Source organism: Caldifermentibacillus hisashii, assembly GCF_039654145.1.
Taxonomy (GTDB): Bacteria; Bacillota; Bacilli; order Bacillales; family Caldibacillaceae; genus Caldifermentibacillus; species Caldifermentibacillus hisashii.
On the sequence record NZ_CP155467.1, the window covers coordinates 3,665,641 to 3,680,576 of the forward strand.

Genomic DNA, 14,936 nt, shown 5'->3' on the forward strand with positions numbered 1-14,936 from the left:
TATTACAAAAAGAATTAGCAACAGGAAACTCATTCTTTTTAAATATAGTCCGTATACCTATTAATTCCCAATATTTAATATATAATTTAAGATTTGCTTTTTCTCCATCTATTGATTTTATTAATCCCTTTCCATATAAATTGGCTAGAATACACTCTCCTTCCTAACATTAACATTGAAGACTCAATTAAGTATTTGTAATTTCGTGGATTAGTCTTTACAGCCTTAAAAATCAATTTCCTCCCTCCGGAAAAATTACCACTTCGAATTAAATATTTTCCTAACGTATAATAGTGAAGGGCTAAAGTTGTATGGTCTTCAGAAATTATGTCCAGATATTTATCAAATATGTACTTCCAAGCTTTGACAGTATTTTCCATATGCATGGAGATACTGTTTTCAGTTTCATATACTGTTACAAGAGGTTCATTGATATACAAGAATTCATAGTCCCTCGATATTCTTAATAAGAGCTCCCAATCTTCTAGTGCCGGAAGTGTTTCGTTAAAATATCCTACTTTATCAAAACAAATCTTTTTGATCATAACCACCGGCATTCCTACAACATTTCCTTTTAATAATGTATGAAAAATATTACCATCTTTAATTACTTGCTCAGGAAAATATCTTTTTTCATTTCCTTTTCCGATAATCCAATAACCCCCAAAAACCGCACCGACATGATCCGGGGTATTTTCAATACGCTTTACCTGTTTTTCTAATTTATCAGGAAGCCAATGATCGTCACTGTCCTGAAAAGCGATATATTTTCCCTTAGCCTCTCTAATTCCTGTGTTCCTGGCAGCTGATGCTCCTTTATTTATCGCATGTTTAATATAACGGATTCGATTATCGTGTATTACGTTGATAACATCTTCCGTATTATCACTCGACCCATCATCGACAATAATGATTTCGAAGTTCTTATAAGTTTGATTTAAAACACTTTTCACAGCTTGCAGAATTAAATTTGCACGGTTATAAGTTGGGATAATAACACTAACTAATTCATTTTGACTCACAATAAACACCCTTTTTAATTTTATACATATCAAGGATTGTTAGTAATTTACCCTTGAAATTATACCATATTGAAGTTAATTTATATATAGTTATAGAGAAGTAAACCCTTAATGACTTTACCAATTGTGGGTTTACTAACAATGTGTGTTTTTTAATTTGGCTCCAAAATTACTTGACAGTCAAAAGTTTTCAGCTTGGAGAAGCCAGTGAATACCGTCGTAATCATTGAATTGCTTGGTTTAAATTATTTTGTTTATAGATAAAAGCGGATTACGGGCAAGCATACGAAAAATAGAATTGCGCAAATAAATCATAAATATCGCTTCGGAAACGATGGTCTTGGAGGCGTAACGAACAAACAGCCTATGCATTTGAGACGAATAACATACAGCAATTAGTTGTAATACGCCTATGGCGATACAACTATTAAACATGAAATAGCCCTCAATCAACAATTTTTCGACAAGAACTTTTGACTATCCAGTAAAATTAGTTAAAACAAAAAATGCGTTTTGTGTTTTTTTAACATATAGGGTAAAATTATAAGGACTTTATCCTGATTGAAGATTTATTAACTTCCTTTTAAAAAACAGTTACGACCATTCGTTTGCAACCATAGATGAAATTGTTTTTACAGAAATGATATAAAAAATAAGAGAGTGTGGGAAATTTGGAACATCCAACAATGGTAATCAGCATTGTCACATATAATAGTAAGCATATTTTTGATGTATTAGATAATCTAAAAAAAGAAATTGGTAACGAGCCTAATATTCGTGTCGCTGTTTTCGACAACAATTCTTCAAACGAATTTAGAAACCAATTAAAACAATATAGTGACTTTGCTAATATAACGTTTTATCATGAAAATAACGGATTTGGTTTTGGTCATAATTATAACTTACTCAATGCTGATGAAAAATACTTTTTGATCTTCAACCCTGATATTATTGTAACAAAAGAAAATTTATATAATATGGTAACCGTTATGGAGAATGATGAATCCATTGCATTACTCGTTCCTAAAGTTTTAAATGAAGATGGATCGATTCAGCATCTCATGCGTAGACGCGTAACGGTCTTTGACTATGCATTGCGGTTCATCCCGTTTGACTTTGTCAAAAAATTATTTGCTAAGCGATTGGCTACTTATGAATGTAGAGATATTCCTCAAGACAGGTTTGTAGACATTAATATGGGTTCTGGATGCTTTATGCTTATTCGAGGAGACATATATAAGGAAATTAATGGATTTGATGAGCGGTATTTTATGTATTTTGAAGATACGGATTTATGCCTGATGCTTAAAAAGAGGAATAGAAGGGTAGTTTATACACCTTTTTCGTTTGTTGTTCACTTTTATGAAAGAGGTTCCCATAAAAATTGGAAGCTATTTAAAATATTTGTTAAATCCATGGTAAAATTCTTTAATAAATGGGGATGGAAGTGGGTTTAATCTAAACAAATCATTAGAATCCAGCATCATATTGGGGGAGTACATTTTTATGTCTAGATTTGAAAAATTTCTATTAAACGTACTATTTATTGAATTGTTTATCGGAGGTGGCGGGAGGCTTATCGATTTTGGAATCTTATCCATCCGACAAGTTTTATATATTTTATTGTTCTGCACTTTCATTTTCCGATTAATTAAAACAAAATCTTTTTTTAACAAGGAAGTAAACACATTTGTTCGATTTACACCAGTAACAATTGGTGTTTATATATTGATTGGTTGGTGTTCCATTAGTGCAGTTATCGGTTGGATTTACGACCATCCGCTCTCTGCGGTTATAACTGACTTGTTAAGAGTTTCCTATATAGCCATTTATTTCCCTTTGGCCTATTATATTAATAATTCCCGTTTTTCGATTACTCATATTATAAAAATTATTAAATACTCCGCTCTTACAGTTGCAATTTTCACAATTACAATAACCTTACTAGGAAAAACTATATTCATTAATAATTTTAATAATTACTATAATTTTTTGAATACAATCATGAACGACGATTTGTTTTTCAGACCAAGTAACAGTGTTTTTTACAAAAGCCATTTTTATGTATTGATTGGTCTGATCTTATCACTTAACGCAGCATTAACTAAAAAACATTCTAAGGTGGATCTATTTAATATATTTTTATGTACTTTATCAATTATTTGGTCTGAAACACGAGGATTTTTATTAGCGTTTATGGTTAGTATTCTTGCCATCCTTTTAATTGATACTAAAATCATTACAGACCCGGTTAAAGGTTTGAAGGAAAAAATCCGATTACTAGGTAACTCGAAATTTTTCTTGAAAAAGTCAGCCATTTTATTAATTGTGTTCATATCTGTACCTATATTATACCAGACCATGACCCTTTCACGTTTCCAAATTGATACTGCTGATGAACAGGTAGACAATTCAGGCCTCAAATATGGCTTGGAAGAAAAGCTGATACTTGGTTCTAAGGGAAGTAAAGGTCAAACTAAAGAAAGAGTAGAAGTAAATGATGTCAGTGTGAATACAAGGATGAGTTTTATATTAGCATCTAAAGATATTTTATTAAGCAATCCGGTTAACTTTATTTTTGGGACTGGATATGGGACGGAAATAGATGGGAGAATCAGCGGAATCGAAATGAGTTTTCTTGATATCCTAGTCGAACAAGGATTAATTGGTTTATGTATATGGGGATTTCTTTTCATGATTGTCTATATTAATTTTTATATCGTTTATAAACGTCAAAAGACTCTTAATACAACAGATATCTCTTTTATGTCAATATTTTTGGGAGTATTGTTGTTGACTAATATCAATCCGTTCATAAATAACCCAATTGGAATGGGATTTATGTTAATTGTATTAATTTATTCCCAAATTAGAAAAGATGAAGTAAAGACATTACCTGTATAAGAGGTCCTGCAAATGAAATTTACTGCTGTTATTGTTTTTTATAAGCAAAAAATTGAAACGAGTAAAACATTTCGTTCTTTTATTAATTTTATTGCATCTAAACAAGATATCGAGTCTCCTATAATAGAACTTATTTTGTACGACAATAGTCCTGAAAGTCAACATTTTGATCCGGCAAAGTACTCGCAAGTATCTATTCACTATGTACACGACAAACGAAACTTAGGTATAGCAACTGCTTATAATTATGCCTTACAAAAAGCAAAAAAATGCAACAGTGAATGGTTAATTTTGTTTGACCATGATACAGAGGTAACAGAAGAGTATGTTGACCAGATTTTTCATTTACCCAAGGTAGACTCAAAGGTAGTAGCAATTGTTCCACAAATAACAACAGGTAATCAGTGGGTCTCTCCTGTTTACAGTTCTAGTTTGCGGCCGTTATCTGGACAACAGCCTTCACCAGGCGTCCAATCCGTACCGGTAATGGCAATTAATTCCGGAGCAGTAATAAGAGTGGCATTCCTTAAAGAGATCGGGGGCTTTAACGAGGAATTTCCATTGGATTACTTAGATCACTGGTTATTTTATGAGATTTACGCAAAAAATTATAAAACTTTTGTACTCGATATTTATTTACATCATGATTTATCGGTTATGGATTATAATTCTATTTCACTTACCCGCTACAAAAGTATCTTGCATTCCGAGTTCACTTTTTATAAAAAATATAAACGTGAATTATTTTCTGAATACCGAAAACAACTTTTTAAACGACTTCTTAAACAGATTATAACTGTCAAAAATAAAAAAATCGCCCTTTATACGTTACGTATGCTCCTATCATTGAAAGGAGGTTGATGAAAATGATATCTGTTTGTATGGCTACCTTTAATGGCCAAGATTTTGTAATCAGGCAATTGGAATCGATCATGAAGCAATTGGATACGAATGATCAAATTTTAATTGTTGATGACAGATCAACTGATAATACTGTGAAATTGATTCGGGAGCATTATGGTGACCGGGTTGAAATCCATATCAATGAAACTAATTCAGGTCCGATAAAAAGTTTTGAAAAAGCCATTTCACTTGCCAAAGGAGACTTTATTTTCCTATCTGATCAAGATGATATTTGGGAAAACGACAAAGTCGCAAAAGTACAAAATGCCTTTCAAGACCCGGATGTTATGCTGGTTACCCATGATGCTTATGTTGTGGATGGCAATCTAAAAATAATCGAACTCTCATGGAATACATTTAATAACAATGATATCGAACAGGGTTTATTTGGAAACATCATTAAAAATGCTTATACCGGCTGTATGATGGCTTTTCGTAAAGAGCTGAAACCGTTGATTCTACCATTTCCGGATTCTATTGAAATGCATGATCAATGGATCGCTCTTGTTTGTATGATAGAGCGGAAAAAAATCGTTCATATTAGTGAACCGCTGATGAAATATGTTCGGCATGGCGGAAATGTGACGGCTATCAAAAGGCGATCTTTGACCACTCAATTAAAAGGAAGAATTGGAACGATCCAGGCAATCCTATCACACAAGAAAAAACATTAAGTTTTTGTATCTTTTTTTTAAAGAATAGTGCCATTTCTGTTCTTTTCTTTTATTATAGATATTGGTGTTAATAACGTATATATTTCTTTATAAAATTTCTTTCTATTATCAAGACGATTAAAGGAGAGGATTCGAATGAAAGGTATCATTTTAGCCGGGGGAAGTGGAACAAGGCTTTACCCGCTGACAAAAGTTGTTTCTAAACAGTTATTACCTGTCTATGATAAGCCGATGATTTACTACCCGATGTCCGTTTTATTGCTGGCAGGAATTAAAGAGATTCTTATTATTTCTACGCCGCAGGATATCGGTCGGTTTGAGCAAATTTTTGGAAACGGCTCGGATCTGGGTGTCCACATTACTTATGAAGTGCAACCGGAACCGGGCGGCTTAGCTCAGGCTTTTTTGATTGGTGAACAATTTATTGGTGATGATCATGTTGCTTTAGTGCTAGGCGACAATATATTCTATGGACATGGTTTTACAAATTTATTGAAAAATGCTGCCTCCCGTGAAAAAGGAGCTACGGTTTTCGGCTATTATGTAAATGATCCTGAACGTTTCGGTGTCGTTGAATTTGATGAAAACGGAAAAGCTGTATCGATTGAAGAAAAACCGGCACAACCGAAATCAAATTATGCAGTTACCGGCCTATATTTTTACGATAATCGTGTCATTGATATTGCGAAAAATATTAAACCATCTGCCCGCGGTGAGCTTGAAATTACAGATGTAAATAAAGCATACTTAGAAATGGGCGAGCTGAATGTTGAATTGCTTGGCCGTGGCTTTGCATGGCTTGATACCGGTACCCATGAATCGTTGCTTGAGGCATCGCAATTTATTGAAACGATCGAGAAACGACAAACATTAAAAATTGCTTGTCTTGAAGAAATTGCCTACAAAATGGGGTATATTAATAAAGAGAAATTGTTGGAGTTAGCGGAACCGTTAAAGAAAAATCAATATGGACAATATTTGATTAAGATTGCCAATCAAGGATAATTTCTTACTAATTTTAGTCTGTTTAATGTTGAATTTTTTCAGTAAAATATTGGATTTTTGATGAAGAATCGAGGTAATTTCAATGAACATAATTGATACAAGTATCCCTGACGTTAAAATTCTTGAACCAAAAGTATTTGGTGACCACCGTGGTTATTTTATGGAAAGTTATAACAAAAAACTTTTTGCTGAACTTGGACTTGATTATCATTTTGTGCAGGATAACCAATCGCTGTCGCGTGAAGTTGGGGTAATCCGTGGTCTGCATTTCCAATTAAATCCGAAAGCCCAGCTGAAATTGGTGCGTGCAGTAAGAGGAGCGATTTATGATGTTGTTGTCGATATTCGTAAAGGTTCTCCTACATACGGAAAATGGACAGGCGTTATTTTGAGCGAGTATAATAATCGTCAATTATTGGTACCAAAAGGGTTTGCCCACGGATTTTGTACATTGGTACCTGATTGTATTGTTGCTTATAAAGTTGACGAATTTTATTCACCGGAACATGATGGCGGTATTTTATGGAATGACCCGGCATTGGGCATTGATTGGCCGACATCTGCACCTATTTTATCAGACAAAGATACGAAACACCCGACACTTGCTGAAGCAGATTTGAACTTTGTTTATGAAAAATAAATGTCTATCAAGATAAAAAAAATCATTCATGCGTAATTGCAGACTTTATTGTGAAAATGAGTTTTTCAGGAGCAAATAAATAACGGAGACATGTAGTAGCAACTTTGAAACTTGTTAGCGAAAATAGGTCACTTTCAAGTTCAAACAGATAGCATGAATACGTAAAAGCATACTGAAATGCGTAAGATTCATTCTTTCTAAGGCAAACATTTAGCAACGTTGAACTTTGTTTATAAAAATAGGAGGTACATGATGAAAGTATTAGTAACAGGTGGAGCAGGATTTATTGGCAGTAATTTTGTTCGCTACATGGTGAAGAAATATCCTGAATATCAAATTGTTAACCTGGACCTTTTAACATATGCAGGCAACCTTGAAAATTTAAAAGAGATAGAAAATAAACCGAATTACAAGTTTGTCAAGGGTGATATTGCTGACCATGAGTTTATTAACGGGTTTTTTGCAGAAGAAAAATTTGACTATGTCATCAATTTTGCCGCAGAATCACACGTAGACAGAAGCATTACTGAACCCGGAATTTTTGTTCGCACCAATGTTCAGGGGACTCAAGTGCTGTTAGATGCTGCAAAAAATATCGGTGTGAAGAAATATTTACAAGTTTCCACTGATGAAGTATATGGTACGCTTGGTGAGACCGGTTATTTTACCGAGGAAACTCCGCTCGCACCAAACAGTCCGTACAGTGCAAGTAAAGCCGGCGCTGACTTGCTCGTTCGCGCTTATCATGAAACATACGGAATGCCTGTGAACATCACTCGTTGTTCAAACAATTACGGTCCATTCCATTTTCCGGAAAAATTAATTCCGTTAATGATTATCAACGCTTTGCATGATAAAGATTTACCGGTTTATGGTGACGGGTTAAATGTTCGTGATTGGTTATATGTGGAAGATCATTGTGAAGCTATTGATACCGTACTTCATAAAGGGGTTGTCGGTGAGGTATACAATATTGGCGGAAATAATGAGCATACGAATATTGAAATTGTAAAAACGATTTTAAAACATTTAGGAAAACCGGAGTCCCTTATTAAATTTGTTAAAGATCGTCCGGGCCATGATCGTCGTTATGCAATCGATGCAACGAAAATTCGCACGGAACTTGGCTGGGAACCGAAACATACCTTTGAAAGTGGTATTAAAGAAACGATTGATTGGTATTTGGAAAACAAAGACTGGTGGGAAAATATTATTTCCGGTGAATATCAACAATACTTTAAACAACAGTATGGTGATAGATTAGAGGTTGAATAATTATGAATATTTTAGTAACCGGAGTCAACGGGCAACTTGGTCATGATGTGGTCAAATTATTAGATTCAAAGGAACATATCGTAACCGGTGTCGACCGGAAAGAAATGGATATTACCAATGAAGAGGCTGTAAAGGGGAAAATTAGAGAGGTCAAGCCGGATGTGATTGTTCATTGTGCGGCCTATACAAACGTTGATGGCGCTGAAAATGATGAAGAGGCGGCTTATCAGGTGAATGCATTAGGAACGAAATATTTGGCACAGGCAGCGAAGGAGATTGGTGCCAAAATGCTTTTCGTCAGCACGGACTATGTGTTTGAAGGAAATGCCAGTGATCCGTATGAGGTCGACCATCCAACCAATCCGATTGGCGCTTATGGTCGGACAAAACTTGCCGGAGAAAATTTTTTGAAGGAAATTTTGGATCGGTTTTATATTGTCCGGACCGCCTGGGTCTTCGGCAAAAACGGGAAAAACTTTGTAAAAACGATGCTTCGACTGGGAAAAGAACGTGGAGAAGTAGGCGTTGTTGCTGACCAGGTTGGCTCCCCTACCTATACGATGGACTTAGCAAAATTTATCATTGAACTGATTCAAACGGAAAAATACGGCACTTACCATGCAACCAATAGTGGTGTTTGCTCGTGGTATGAATTTGCAGTGGAGATTTTTAGACAAGCAGGTTTGTCGGTTAAGGTGAACCCGCTAACAACAGAACAATATCCAACACCTGCAAAACGCCCAAAATACTCTGTTTTAAGCAAGGCTGAATTAGAAAAACAAGGTTTTACCCCACTGCCTGATTGGAAAGAGGCTTTACATGCGTATTTAAAAGAAATTGAGGAAATTTAATTTAATGACATTTTAAGCTGTTTCGCTGTAATTGTGTTGGTTTAAGGAACCACAATTGAAAAAGCGAGCAGCTTTTTTTGGATTAATGTACAAGTATACAGTAAAGGGATAATTTGGTATTATGAGGACTTCTTCTCTGAGACATTTTTTCCTTTCATAAAGTGCATTCTGTCCCATAGAATCCAATCTGGCATCTCCTATGGGACAGTTTTCATTCTTTTGCCCTGCATTTTGTCTCATAGCGTTGTTCTATGAGACTGTTTTTAGCATTTTCCTCTCCATTTTGTCTCATAGAATTTATTTTGGCTGCGCCTATGGGACAATTTTCATTCTTTTACCCTGCATTTTGTCCCAGAGCGTGGTTCTATGAGACTGTTTTGCGCTTTTTTCTTGCCATTTTGTCCCATAGAATCTAATTTGACTGCTCCTATGGGACAGTTTTCATTCTTTTGCCCTGCATTTTGTCCCATAGCGCAGTTCTATGGGACTGTTTTGCGCTTTTTTCTTGCCATTTTGTCCCATAGAATCTAATTTGACTGCTCCTATGGGACAGTTTTCACTCTCTTGCCCTGCATATTGTCTCATAGCTCCGTTCTATGGGACTGTTTTGCGCTTTTTTCTTGCCATTTTGTCTCATAGAATCCATTCTGACCTCCCCTATGAGACATTTCTCACTCTCTTGCCCTGCATTTTGTCTCATAGCGCCGGTCAATGAGACAGTTTTTAGCATTTTCCTCTCCATTTTGTCCCATAGAGCGATGTTACTATGATGTATTATTCAACCTGAATTTGGAGAATAGTTTATTAAAAAAGTGTAATATCGGTTTCCTCCCTTTCCCCACAAGACCGACCAATTCAGCTAAGATGTACACTATGATAAATAACAGAAAAGCTACAAACAGTAACAGCCCCATAGATGCTCTTGAAAAAACAATTCCTAAAATCCCAAAAATGAGACTGATTCCATACATCATGAGAACCGTTTGGCGATGACTTAGCCCAATCGAAAGCAGTTGATGATGGATATGCTTTTTATCCGGATTCATTATTTTTTCACCGTTTTTCGCTCTCCTGATAATCGCAAATAATGTATCAAAAATCGGCAGTGCCAAAACAATTACCGGAATGATAAAACCTAATAAAGTTACTTTCTTAAACAAACCTAGGATGGAGATTACCGCAATAGAGTAACCTAAAAACAACGATCCGGTGTCCCCCATATAAACTTTCGCCGGATGGAAATTATGAATTAAAAAGCCGAGATTACTTCCAATCAGCGTAATACAAAGGGAAATAACAAATAATCGACCATCCAAGAAAGCCATTACCATAATGCTCGCCAAGGCAATGGTCGATACACCGGAAGCCAACCCATCCAGTCCATCAATCAAATTAATCGCATTTGTTATTCCGATAATCCAAATAGCAGTAATAACAAAACGCAGAGGAACACTTAATTCTACAACTCCAAAAAATGGTAGGGATATCCGCTCAATATCAATGCCGGCAAAAATTAAAATAACGGCAGGAATTAATTGGCCGACCAGTTTTATGAGTGGAGGTAGGGAAAATTTGTCATCCAGTAATCCCGTTATAACAATAATGAACGCTCCGATTGCAATTTCCAGCAGATGCTCTTGAAACGGTCGTAAATAAAGCAATCCCAAAGTCGTTCCCAATACAATCCCTAGACCACCCATCCGTGGAATCGGCACCTTATTTACTTTTCTCTTATTCGGGATATCCATAATATTAAATCGAATCGCTAACTTGATGATTGGATATATGAGTAAGAATGTTGTAAGAAATGAAATAAGGAAAGCTATAATTAATTTTTTCAGCAAAATCGGATCATGAAATACATACATAGTAAACCTCATCACAATATGATTTTACTTCTATTTTGATTCTAATTAAACAAATTTAAACATTCTTTTGCTTTGTTCATGTGAAATATTATTTAGAATTTATCGACTGCGTGAAATACAATGGCTGAGGTGGATTTAAGAATCTTTTTCATAGCAACAGTTATCATGCTAACGAATTGTACATGATGGATTTTAAGAATCTTTGCTATATGTAATAGTTATTTGTGCCAACAAAAAAAGCTGCTCCCCGTATTCAGGAACAGCTTTATATAAATAGAATTATTATTACTTTTGATGATGATTAGCCTTTTTTCCACCGATAAAGTTTAGTAACGGGCGATACTTCACACTGATTAAACCTGTCACTTCTACAATTAATTCGATAAAGACTAATAACAAGACAATAAGAAACGATGCACCCCATATCGTTGCCCTTGTAAATAAAATCGCTGCTAAACTAAAAATTCCACTTAATAAATAGATTAAAACAACCGATTGACAGTGGGTAAATCCTAAACGAAGCATATTATGATGCAAATGGAATTTATCCGGTGCCATCAATGGTTTCTTCTGTACAAAGCGACGAATAATCGCAAACGCTGTATCGATCAGCGGCACAGCAAGAATAATCATCGGGATAATCAACGAGAAAAATGCTGCACTCTTTGTAAGACCAATGACCGACAAAATACTAATCATATATCCTAAAAATAAGGATCCGGTATCTCCCATAAAAATTTTCGCAGGATAGAAATTGAATACTAGAAATCCTAATGTGCTTCCCAATAATACAACCCCTAAAATTGGTGCCAGAGGATTACCCATCATAAAGGAAATCGCACTAATTGTAAAGATTGCAATGGATGATACCCCTGCCGCAAGTCCATCCAAGCCATCTATGAGATTAATAGAATTTGTGATTGCAACGATCCAAAAAATAGTAAGTGGAATAGCAAACCAACCGAAGTAAATAAATTCCCCATTTGGAACTGCAAAAAAGTCAATTTGTACTCCGCCCAAAACCGGGATAGCAGCGGCAAAAATTTGCCCAAAAAATTTAATTTTTGCTGATAGCCCATAAACATCATCCAAAATCCCGATTAAGGCAATTACTACTCCGCCTGCAATAATCGGCCAAATTTGGAGATCATTTGGTACAAACAAGTAACATCCTATTAAAAAACCAATAAATATTGCCAATCCGCCTAAACGGGGCATAATTCTCGTATGAACTTTTCTTTCATTTGGTTGGTCAGTAGCGCCAATTTTAATTGCTAGTTTTTTTACTAACGGTGTTAATAGGAGTGAAATAATAAAGCATGTAATCACTGGTACAATAAAGAACACCATATGCAATTGTCCTCCTAATAGATTCCAGTTATCATAGTTTAATATTACAGGTAGAGTTACTTTCCGTTTAAAATTTAATATAATTTTTTCTATATTTTCCAATCTACATCATCATAATTGATTTTATATAAAAAATCAAGCTAAATTAAAAGTACGATTATATGACTTTTTTTAAAATCTTGTTAAAATTGGCGAACTCTATATTTTGTAGGTTTATGAATTGACTTTTTTCCTCTAAAGTTATCTGTGAATTAAACATTTTTGCCGGAGCCAATGTGCAATCATTCAATTTATTATGTATAATATAAAGTATAAATTACACACTGTTTAGCATCAAAAAGGTTTTACGGAAAATGAACCTCAAGATGTGCATGAGACTATGGGTACGATACAAAATATTTTACTTTGTACGTAGGTTTTTTAGAACCCTATATTCCGCATTTGAAGATAAAGAGCTTGTTTGCAACACAATCAATAATTTTTGATTTATTTCACTCGTGTTGGGGAATTCAGGCTAACATTTTTTCCGTATGCTCGTTATGCGGAATGATGGTTCGAAATTTTTAGGGGTTAACCACATACAACTTTTGATTCCGATAATTAGACGAATGAAAATGCTAAGGGTTACAAAATCATTGAAAAAGGTTTTTTGGAGGAACGATCATGAAAAAAGTCAGAAAAGCTATTATCCCTGCAGCAGGTCTTGGAACACGTTTTTTGCCGGCAACGAAGGCAATGCCAAAAGAAATGCTCCCGATTGTGGACCGGCCAACTATTGAATATATTATTGAGGAAGCTGTCGAATCCGGCATTGAGGATATTATCATTGTTACCGGGAAAGGGAAACGGGCCATTGAGGATCATTTTGACCGCGTTCCGGAGCTGGAGAAAAATCTTGCCGATAAGGGTAAATTTGAGATGTTGGAAAAAGTGCAATATTCATCTGAATTGGCTAATATTCACTATATCCGGCAAAAAGAACCAAAAGGGTTAGGACATGCGGTTTGGTGTGCCCGGAATTTTATCGGTGATGAACCGTTTGCTGTTTTGCTTGGTGACGATATTGTTCAAAACGATGTCCCTTGCTTAAAACAATTAATCAATCAATATGATGAAACCTTGTCGTCAATCATCGGGGTACAAGAAGTACCGGAGAGTGAAACGCATAGATACGGGATTATCGATCCGTTAACTCATGAGGGAAGATTGTATCAAGTGAAAAACTTTGTTGAAAAGCCGGCACCCGGTACCGCTCCTTCCAATCTTGCCATTATCGGACGTTATATTTTAACTCCGGAAATTTTTATCTTTTTAGATAAGCAAGAGGTTGGTGCTGGCGGAGAAATTCAATTAACGGATGCGATTCAGCAGTTAAACAAAATTCAACGTGTTTTTGCCTACCAGTTTGAAGGAAAACGGTACGATGTCGGGGAAAAAATCGGCTTTGTCAAAACAACCATTGAATTTGCTTTAAAGCATGAGGACTTGCATGATGAAGTAATTGCATTTATGAAGGACTTATTAAATCAAATGGAAATGGATCATTGATTTTTTGAGCGGGGACATAGACAACCCCGCTTTTTTTGCTTATAAAAAGTCCGGGTAGAGGCCGTTTTTGACAATATTTTTTACTTAGACAGACTCAGCCTTTTAAAGTTTGACGAATAACTCTTCACGATTCCCTCCCTCATAAAACTTTGTTAACAACAACCTAAAAAATTTTTAAAATGTGTGCACAAAAAGGATGATTTTGGCCGATTTCAAGTATAATGAAAAGTAGTGTTGTAAGGAGGTTATTTTTTGAAAAAAGTTTATCTTGAGCAATGGAATCTTTTTAAACAATCTTATTGGAAATTATTCGTCGGGCTTCTCATTTTGTTTATCTTAAGCAGTGTTGCGGTGTATTTTTTTATGCTGAAAAATGAGGCACTTGTAACAACGCTCATGAAGCAAGTGTCGAAAATGTTTGAGGAAAAAGACTTAATTGATCCGGATACATCTGCAATTGAATTGGCCATCGGTTTGTTTAAAAATAATACAATGGCTTGCTTACTATTGTTTGTAAGCGGGTTTCTGCCCATTTTTTTACCGGCCATCGGCATTATTGTGATGAACAGTGCCATTATGGGGATTATGTTTGCTTATATGAAATTGACTGGACAAGCAATTGTGCCTATGTTGTTCGCCGGGATCATCCCACATGGTATTTTTGAAATTCCTGCCATCATCCTCGCCGGAACTCTTGCTTTTTATCTATCAATCGGGATTTTCCGAAAAATTAATGACGCACGATTTTCATTTAAAAATTGTGCCACGAATAGTATAAAGACCTTTGTGTTTGTTTGCGTTCCATTGCTGGTCATTGCGGCGATCGTGGAAGCATTTATTACCCCGATTTTTCTTGGTATGCTCGTTTAATTTTTGAAAATAAGAATGGGTGCCAA

The 14,936-nt window shown here is 35.3% G+C and carries 13 protein-coding genes; 10 read left to right on the plus strand and 3 right to left on the minus strand.

Features of this window, described 5'->3' with window-relative positions; all coding sequences use genetic code 11:
* Nucleotides 1-86: 86 nt before the first annotated feature.
* Nucleotides 87-1,022, minus strand: coding sequence for a glycosyltransferase family 2 protein (locus tag NSQ14_RS17555; RefSeq protein ID WP_346216651.1), 936 nt, complete (start codon nt 1,020-1,022; stop codon nt 87-89).
* Between the two features lie 671 nt (nt 1,023-1,693).
* Between NSQ14_RS17555 and NSQ14_RS17560 the strand changes: the two genes are divergently transcribed.
* The 8 genes from NSQ14_RS17560 to rfbD all read left to right on the plus strand — a co-directional run bounded on the left by NSQ14_RS17560 (nt 1,694) and on the right by rfbD (nt 9,274).
* Nucleotides 1,694-2,479 (plus strand): glycosyltransferase family 2 protein, encoded by a 786-nt coding sequence (locus NSQ14_RS17560; RefSeq protein ID WP_235370336.1) that lies wholly within the window; start codon nt 1,694-1,696, stop codon nt 2,477-2,479.
* A gap of 49 nt (nt 2,480-2,528) precedes the next feature.
* Entirely contained in the window at nt 2,529-3,926 is a 1,398-nt protein-coding gene (locus NSQ14_RS17565; RefSeq protein ID WP_346216652.1) for a hypothetical protein, read from the plus strand.
* Between the two features lie 12 nt (nt 3,927-3,938).
* Nucleotides 3,939-4,787 (plus strand): glycosyltransferase, encoded by an 849-nt coding sequence (locus tag NSQ14_RS17570; protein ID WP_346216653.1) that lies wholly within the window; start codon nt 3,939-3,941, stop codon nt 4,785-4,787.
* A gap of 5 nt (nt 4,788-4,792) precedes the next feature.
* Complete coding sequence (locus NSQ14_RS17575; protein WP_346216654.1) at nt 4,793-5,503, plus strand: glycosyltransferase family 2 protein; 711 nt, start codon at nt 4,793-4,795, stop codon at nt 5,501-5,503.
* Between the two features lie 135 nt (nt 5,504-5,638).
* Entirely contained in the window at nt 5,639-6,508 is an 870-nt protein-coding gene (rfbA, locus tag NSQ14_RS17580; protein ID WP_346216655.1) for a glucose-1-phosphate thymidylyltransferase RfbA, read from the plus strand.
* An 82-nt stretch (nt 6,509-6,590) separates the two neighbouring features.
* Nucleotides 6,591-7,148, plus strand: coding sequence for a dTDP-4-dehydrorhamnose 3,5-epimerase (gene rfbC / locus NSQ14_RS17585; RefSeq protein ID WP_041845523.1), 558 nt, complete (start codon nt 6,591-6,593; stop codon nt 7,146-7,148).
* A 252-nt stretch (nt 7,149-7,400) separates the two neighbouring features.
* Nucleotides 7,401-8,423, plus strand: coding sequence for a dTDP-glucose 4,6-dehydratase (rfbB, locus tag NSQ14_RS17590; RefSeq protein WP_343127107.1), 1,023 nt, complete (start codon nt 7,401-7,403; stop codon nt 8,421-8,423).
* 2 nt (nt 8,424-8,425) lie between these two features.
* Nucleotides 8,426-9,274 carry a dTDP-4-dehydrorhamnose reductase gene (gene rfbD / locus NSQ14_RS17595; protein ID WP_343127108.1) on the plus strand — a complete coding sequence of 283 codons (849 nt, stop codon included), beginning with the start codon at nt 8,426-8,428 and terminating at the stop codon, nt 9,272-9,274.
* A gap of 764 nt (nt 9,275-10,038) precedes the next feature.
* Here rfbD and NSQ14_RS17600 read toward each other — a convergent pair.
* Complete coding sequence (locus NSQ14_RS17600) at nt 10,039-11,142, minus strand: glycosyltransferase family 4 protein (protein ID WP_216407204.1); 1,104 nt, start codon at nt 11,140-11,142, stop codon at nt 10,039-10,041.
* Between the two features lie 285 nt (nt 11,143-11,427).
* Nucleotides 11,428-12,492 (minus strand): MraY family glycosyltransferase, encoded by a 1,065-nt coding sequence (locus tag NSQ14_RS17605; RefSeq protein WP_343127110.1) that lies wholly within the window; start codon nt 12,490-12,492, stop codon nt 11,428-11,430.
* Between the two features lie 663 nt (nt 12,493-13,155).
* Between NSQ14_RS17605 and galU the strand changes: the two genes are divergently transcribed.
* Nucleotides 13,156-14,040 carry a UTP--glucose-1-phosphate uridylyltransferase GalU gene (gene galU / locus NSQ14_RS17610; protein WP_041902735.1) on the plus strand — a complete coding sequence of 295 codons (885 nt, stop codon included), beginning with the start codon at nt 13,156-13,158 and terminating at the stop codon, nt 14,038-14,040.
* Nucleotides 14,041-14,292: 252 nt separating this feature from the next.
* A complete protein-coding gene (locus NSQ14_RS17615) occupies nt 14,293-14,910 on the plus strand; it encodes a stage II sporulation protein M (protein ID WP_342020802.1) in 618 nt (205 codons plus the stop codon).
* Nucleotides 14,911-14,936: the final 26 nt, after the last annotated feature.

Bases quoted from the DNA above. Each gene is read 5' to 3' on its own strand.
- rfbB (WP_343127107.1), top strand. From the start codon at position 7,401: ATGAAAGTATTAGTAACAGGTGGAGCAGGATTTATTGGCAGTAATTTT.
- rfbC (WP_041845523.1), top strand. From the start codon at position 6,591: ATGAACATAATTGATACAAGTATCCCTGACGTTAAAATTCTTGAACCA.
- NSQ14_RS17570 (WP_346216653.1), top strand. From the start codon at position 3,939: ATGAAATTTACTGCTGTTATTGTTTTTTATAAGCAAAAAATTGAAACG.
- rfbA (WP_346216655.1), top strand. From the start codon at position 5,639: ATGAAAGGTATCATTTTAGCCGGGGGAAGTGGAACAAGGCTTTACCCG.
- NSQ14_RS17565 (WP_346216652.1), top strand. From the start codon at position 2,529: ATGTCTAGATTTGAAAAATTTCTATTAAACGTACTATTTATTGAATTG.
- galU (WP_041902735.1), top strand. From the start codon at position 13,156: ATGAAAAAAGTCAGAAAAGCTATTATCCCTGCAGCAGGTCTTGGAACA.
- NSQ14_RS17600 (WP_216407204.1), bottom strand. From the start codon at position 11,142: ATGTATGTATTTCATGATCCGATTTTGCTGAAAAAATTAATTATAGCT.
- rfbD (WP_343127108.1), top strand. From the start codon at position 8,426: ATGAATATTTTAGTAACCGGAGTCAACGGGCAACTTGGTCATGATGTG.
- NSQ14_RS17575 (WP_346216654.1), top strand. From the start codon at position 4,793: ATGATATCTGTTTGTATGGCTACCTTTAATGGCCAAGATTTTGTAATC.
- NSQ14_RS17605 (WP_343127110.1), bottom strand. From the start codon at position 12,492: ATGGTGTTCTTTATTGTACCAGTGATTACATGCTTTATTATTTCACTC.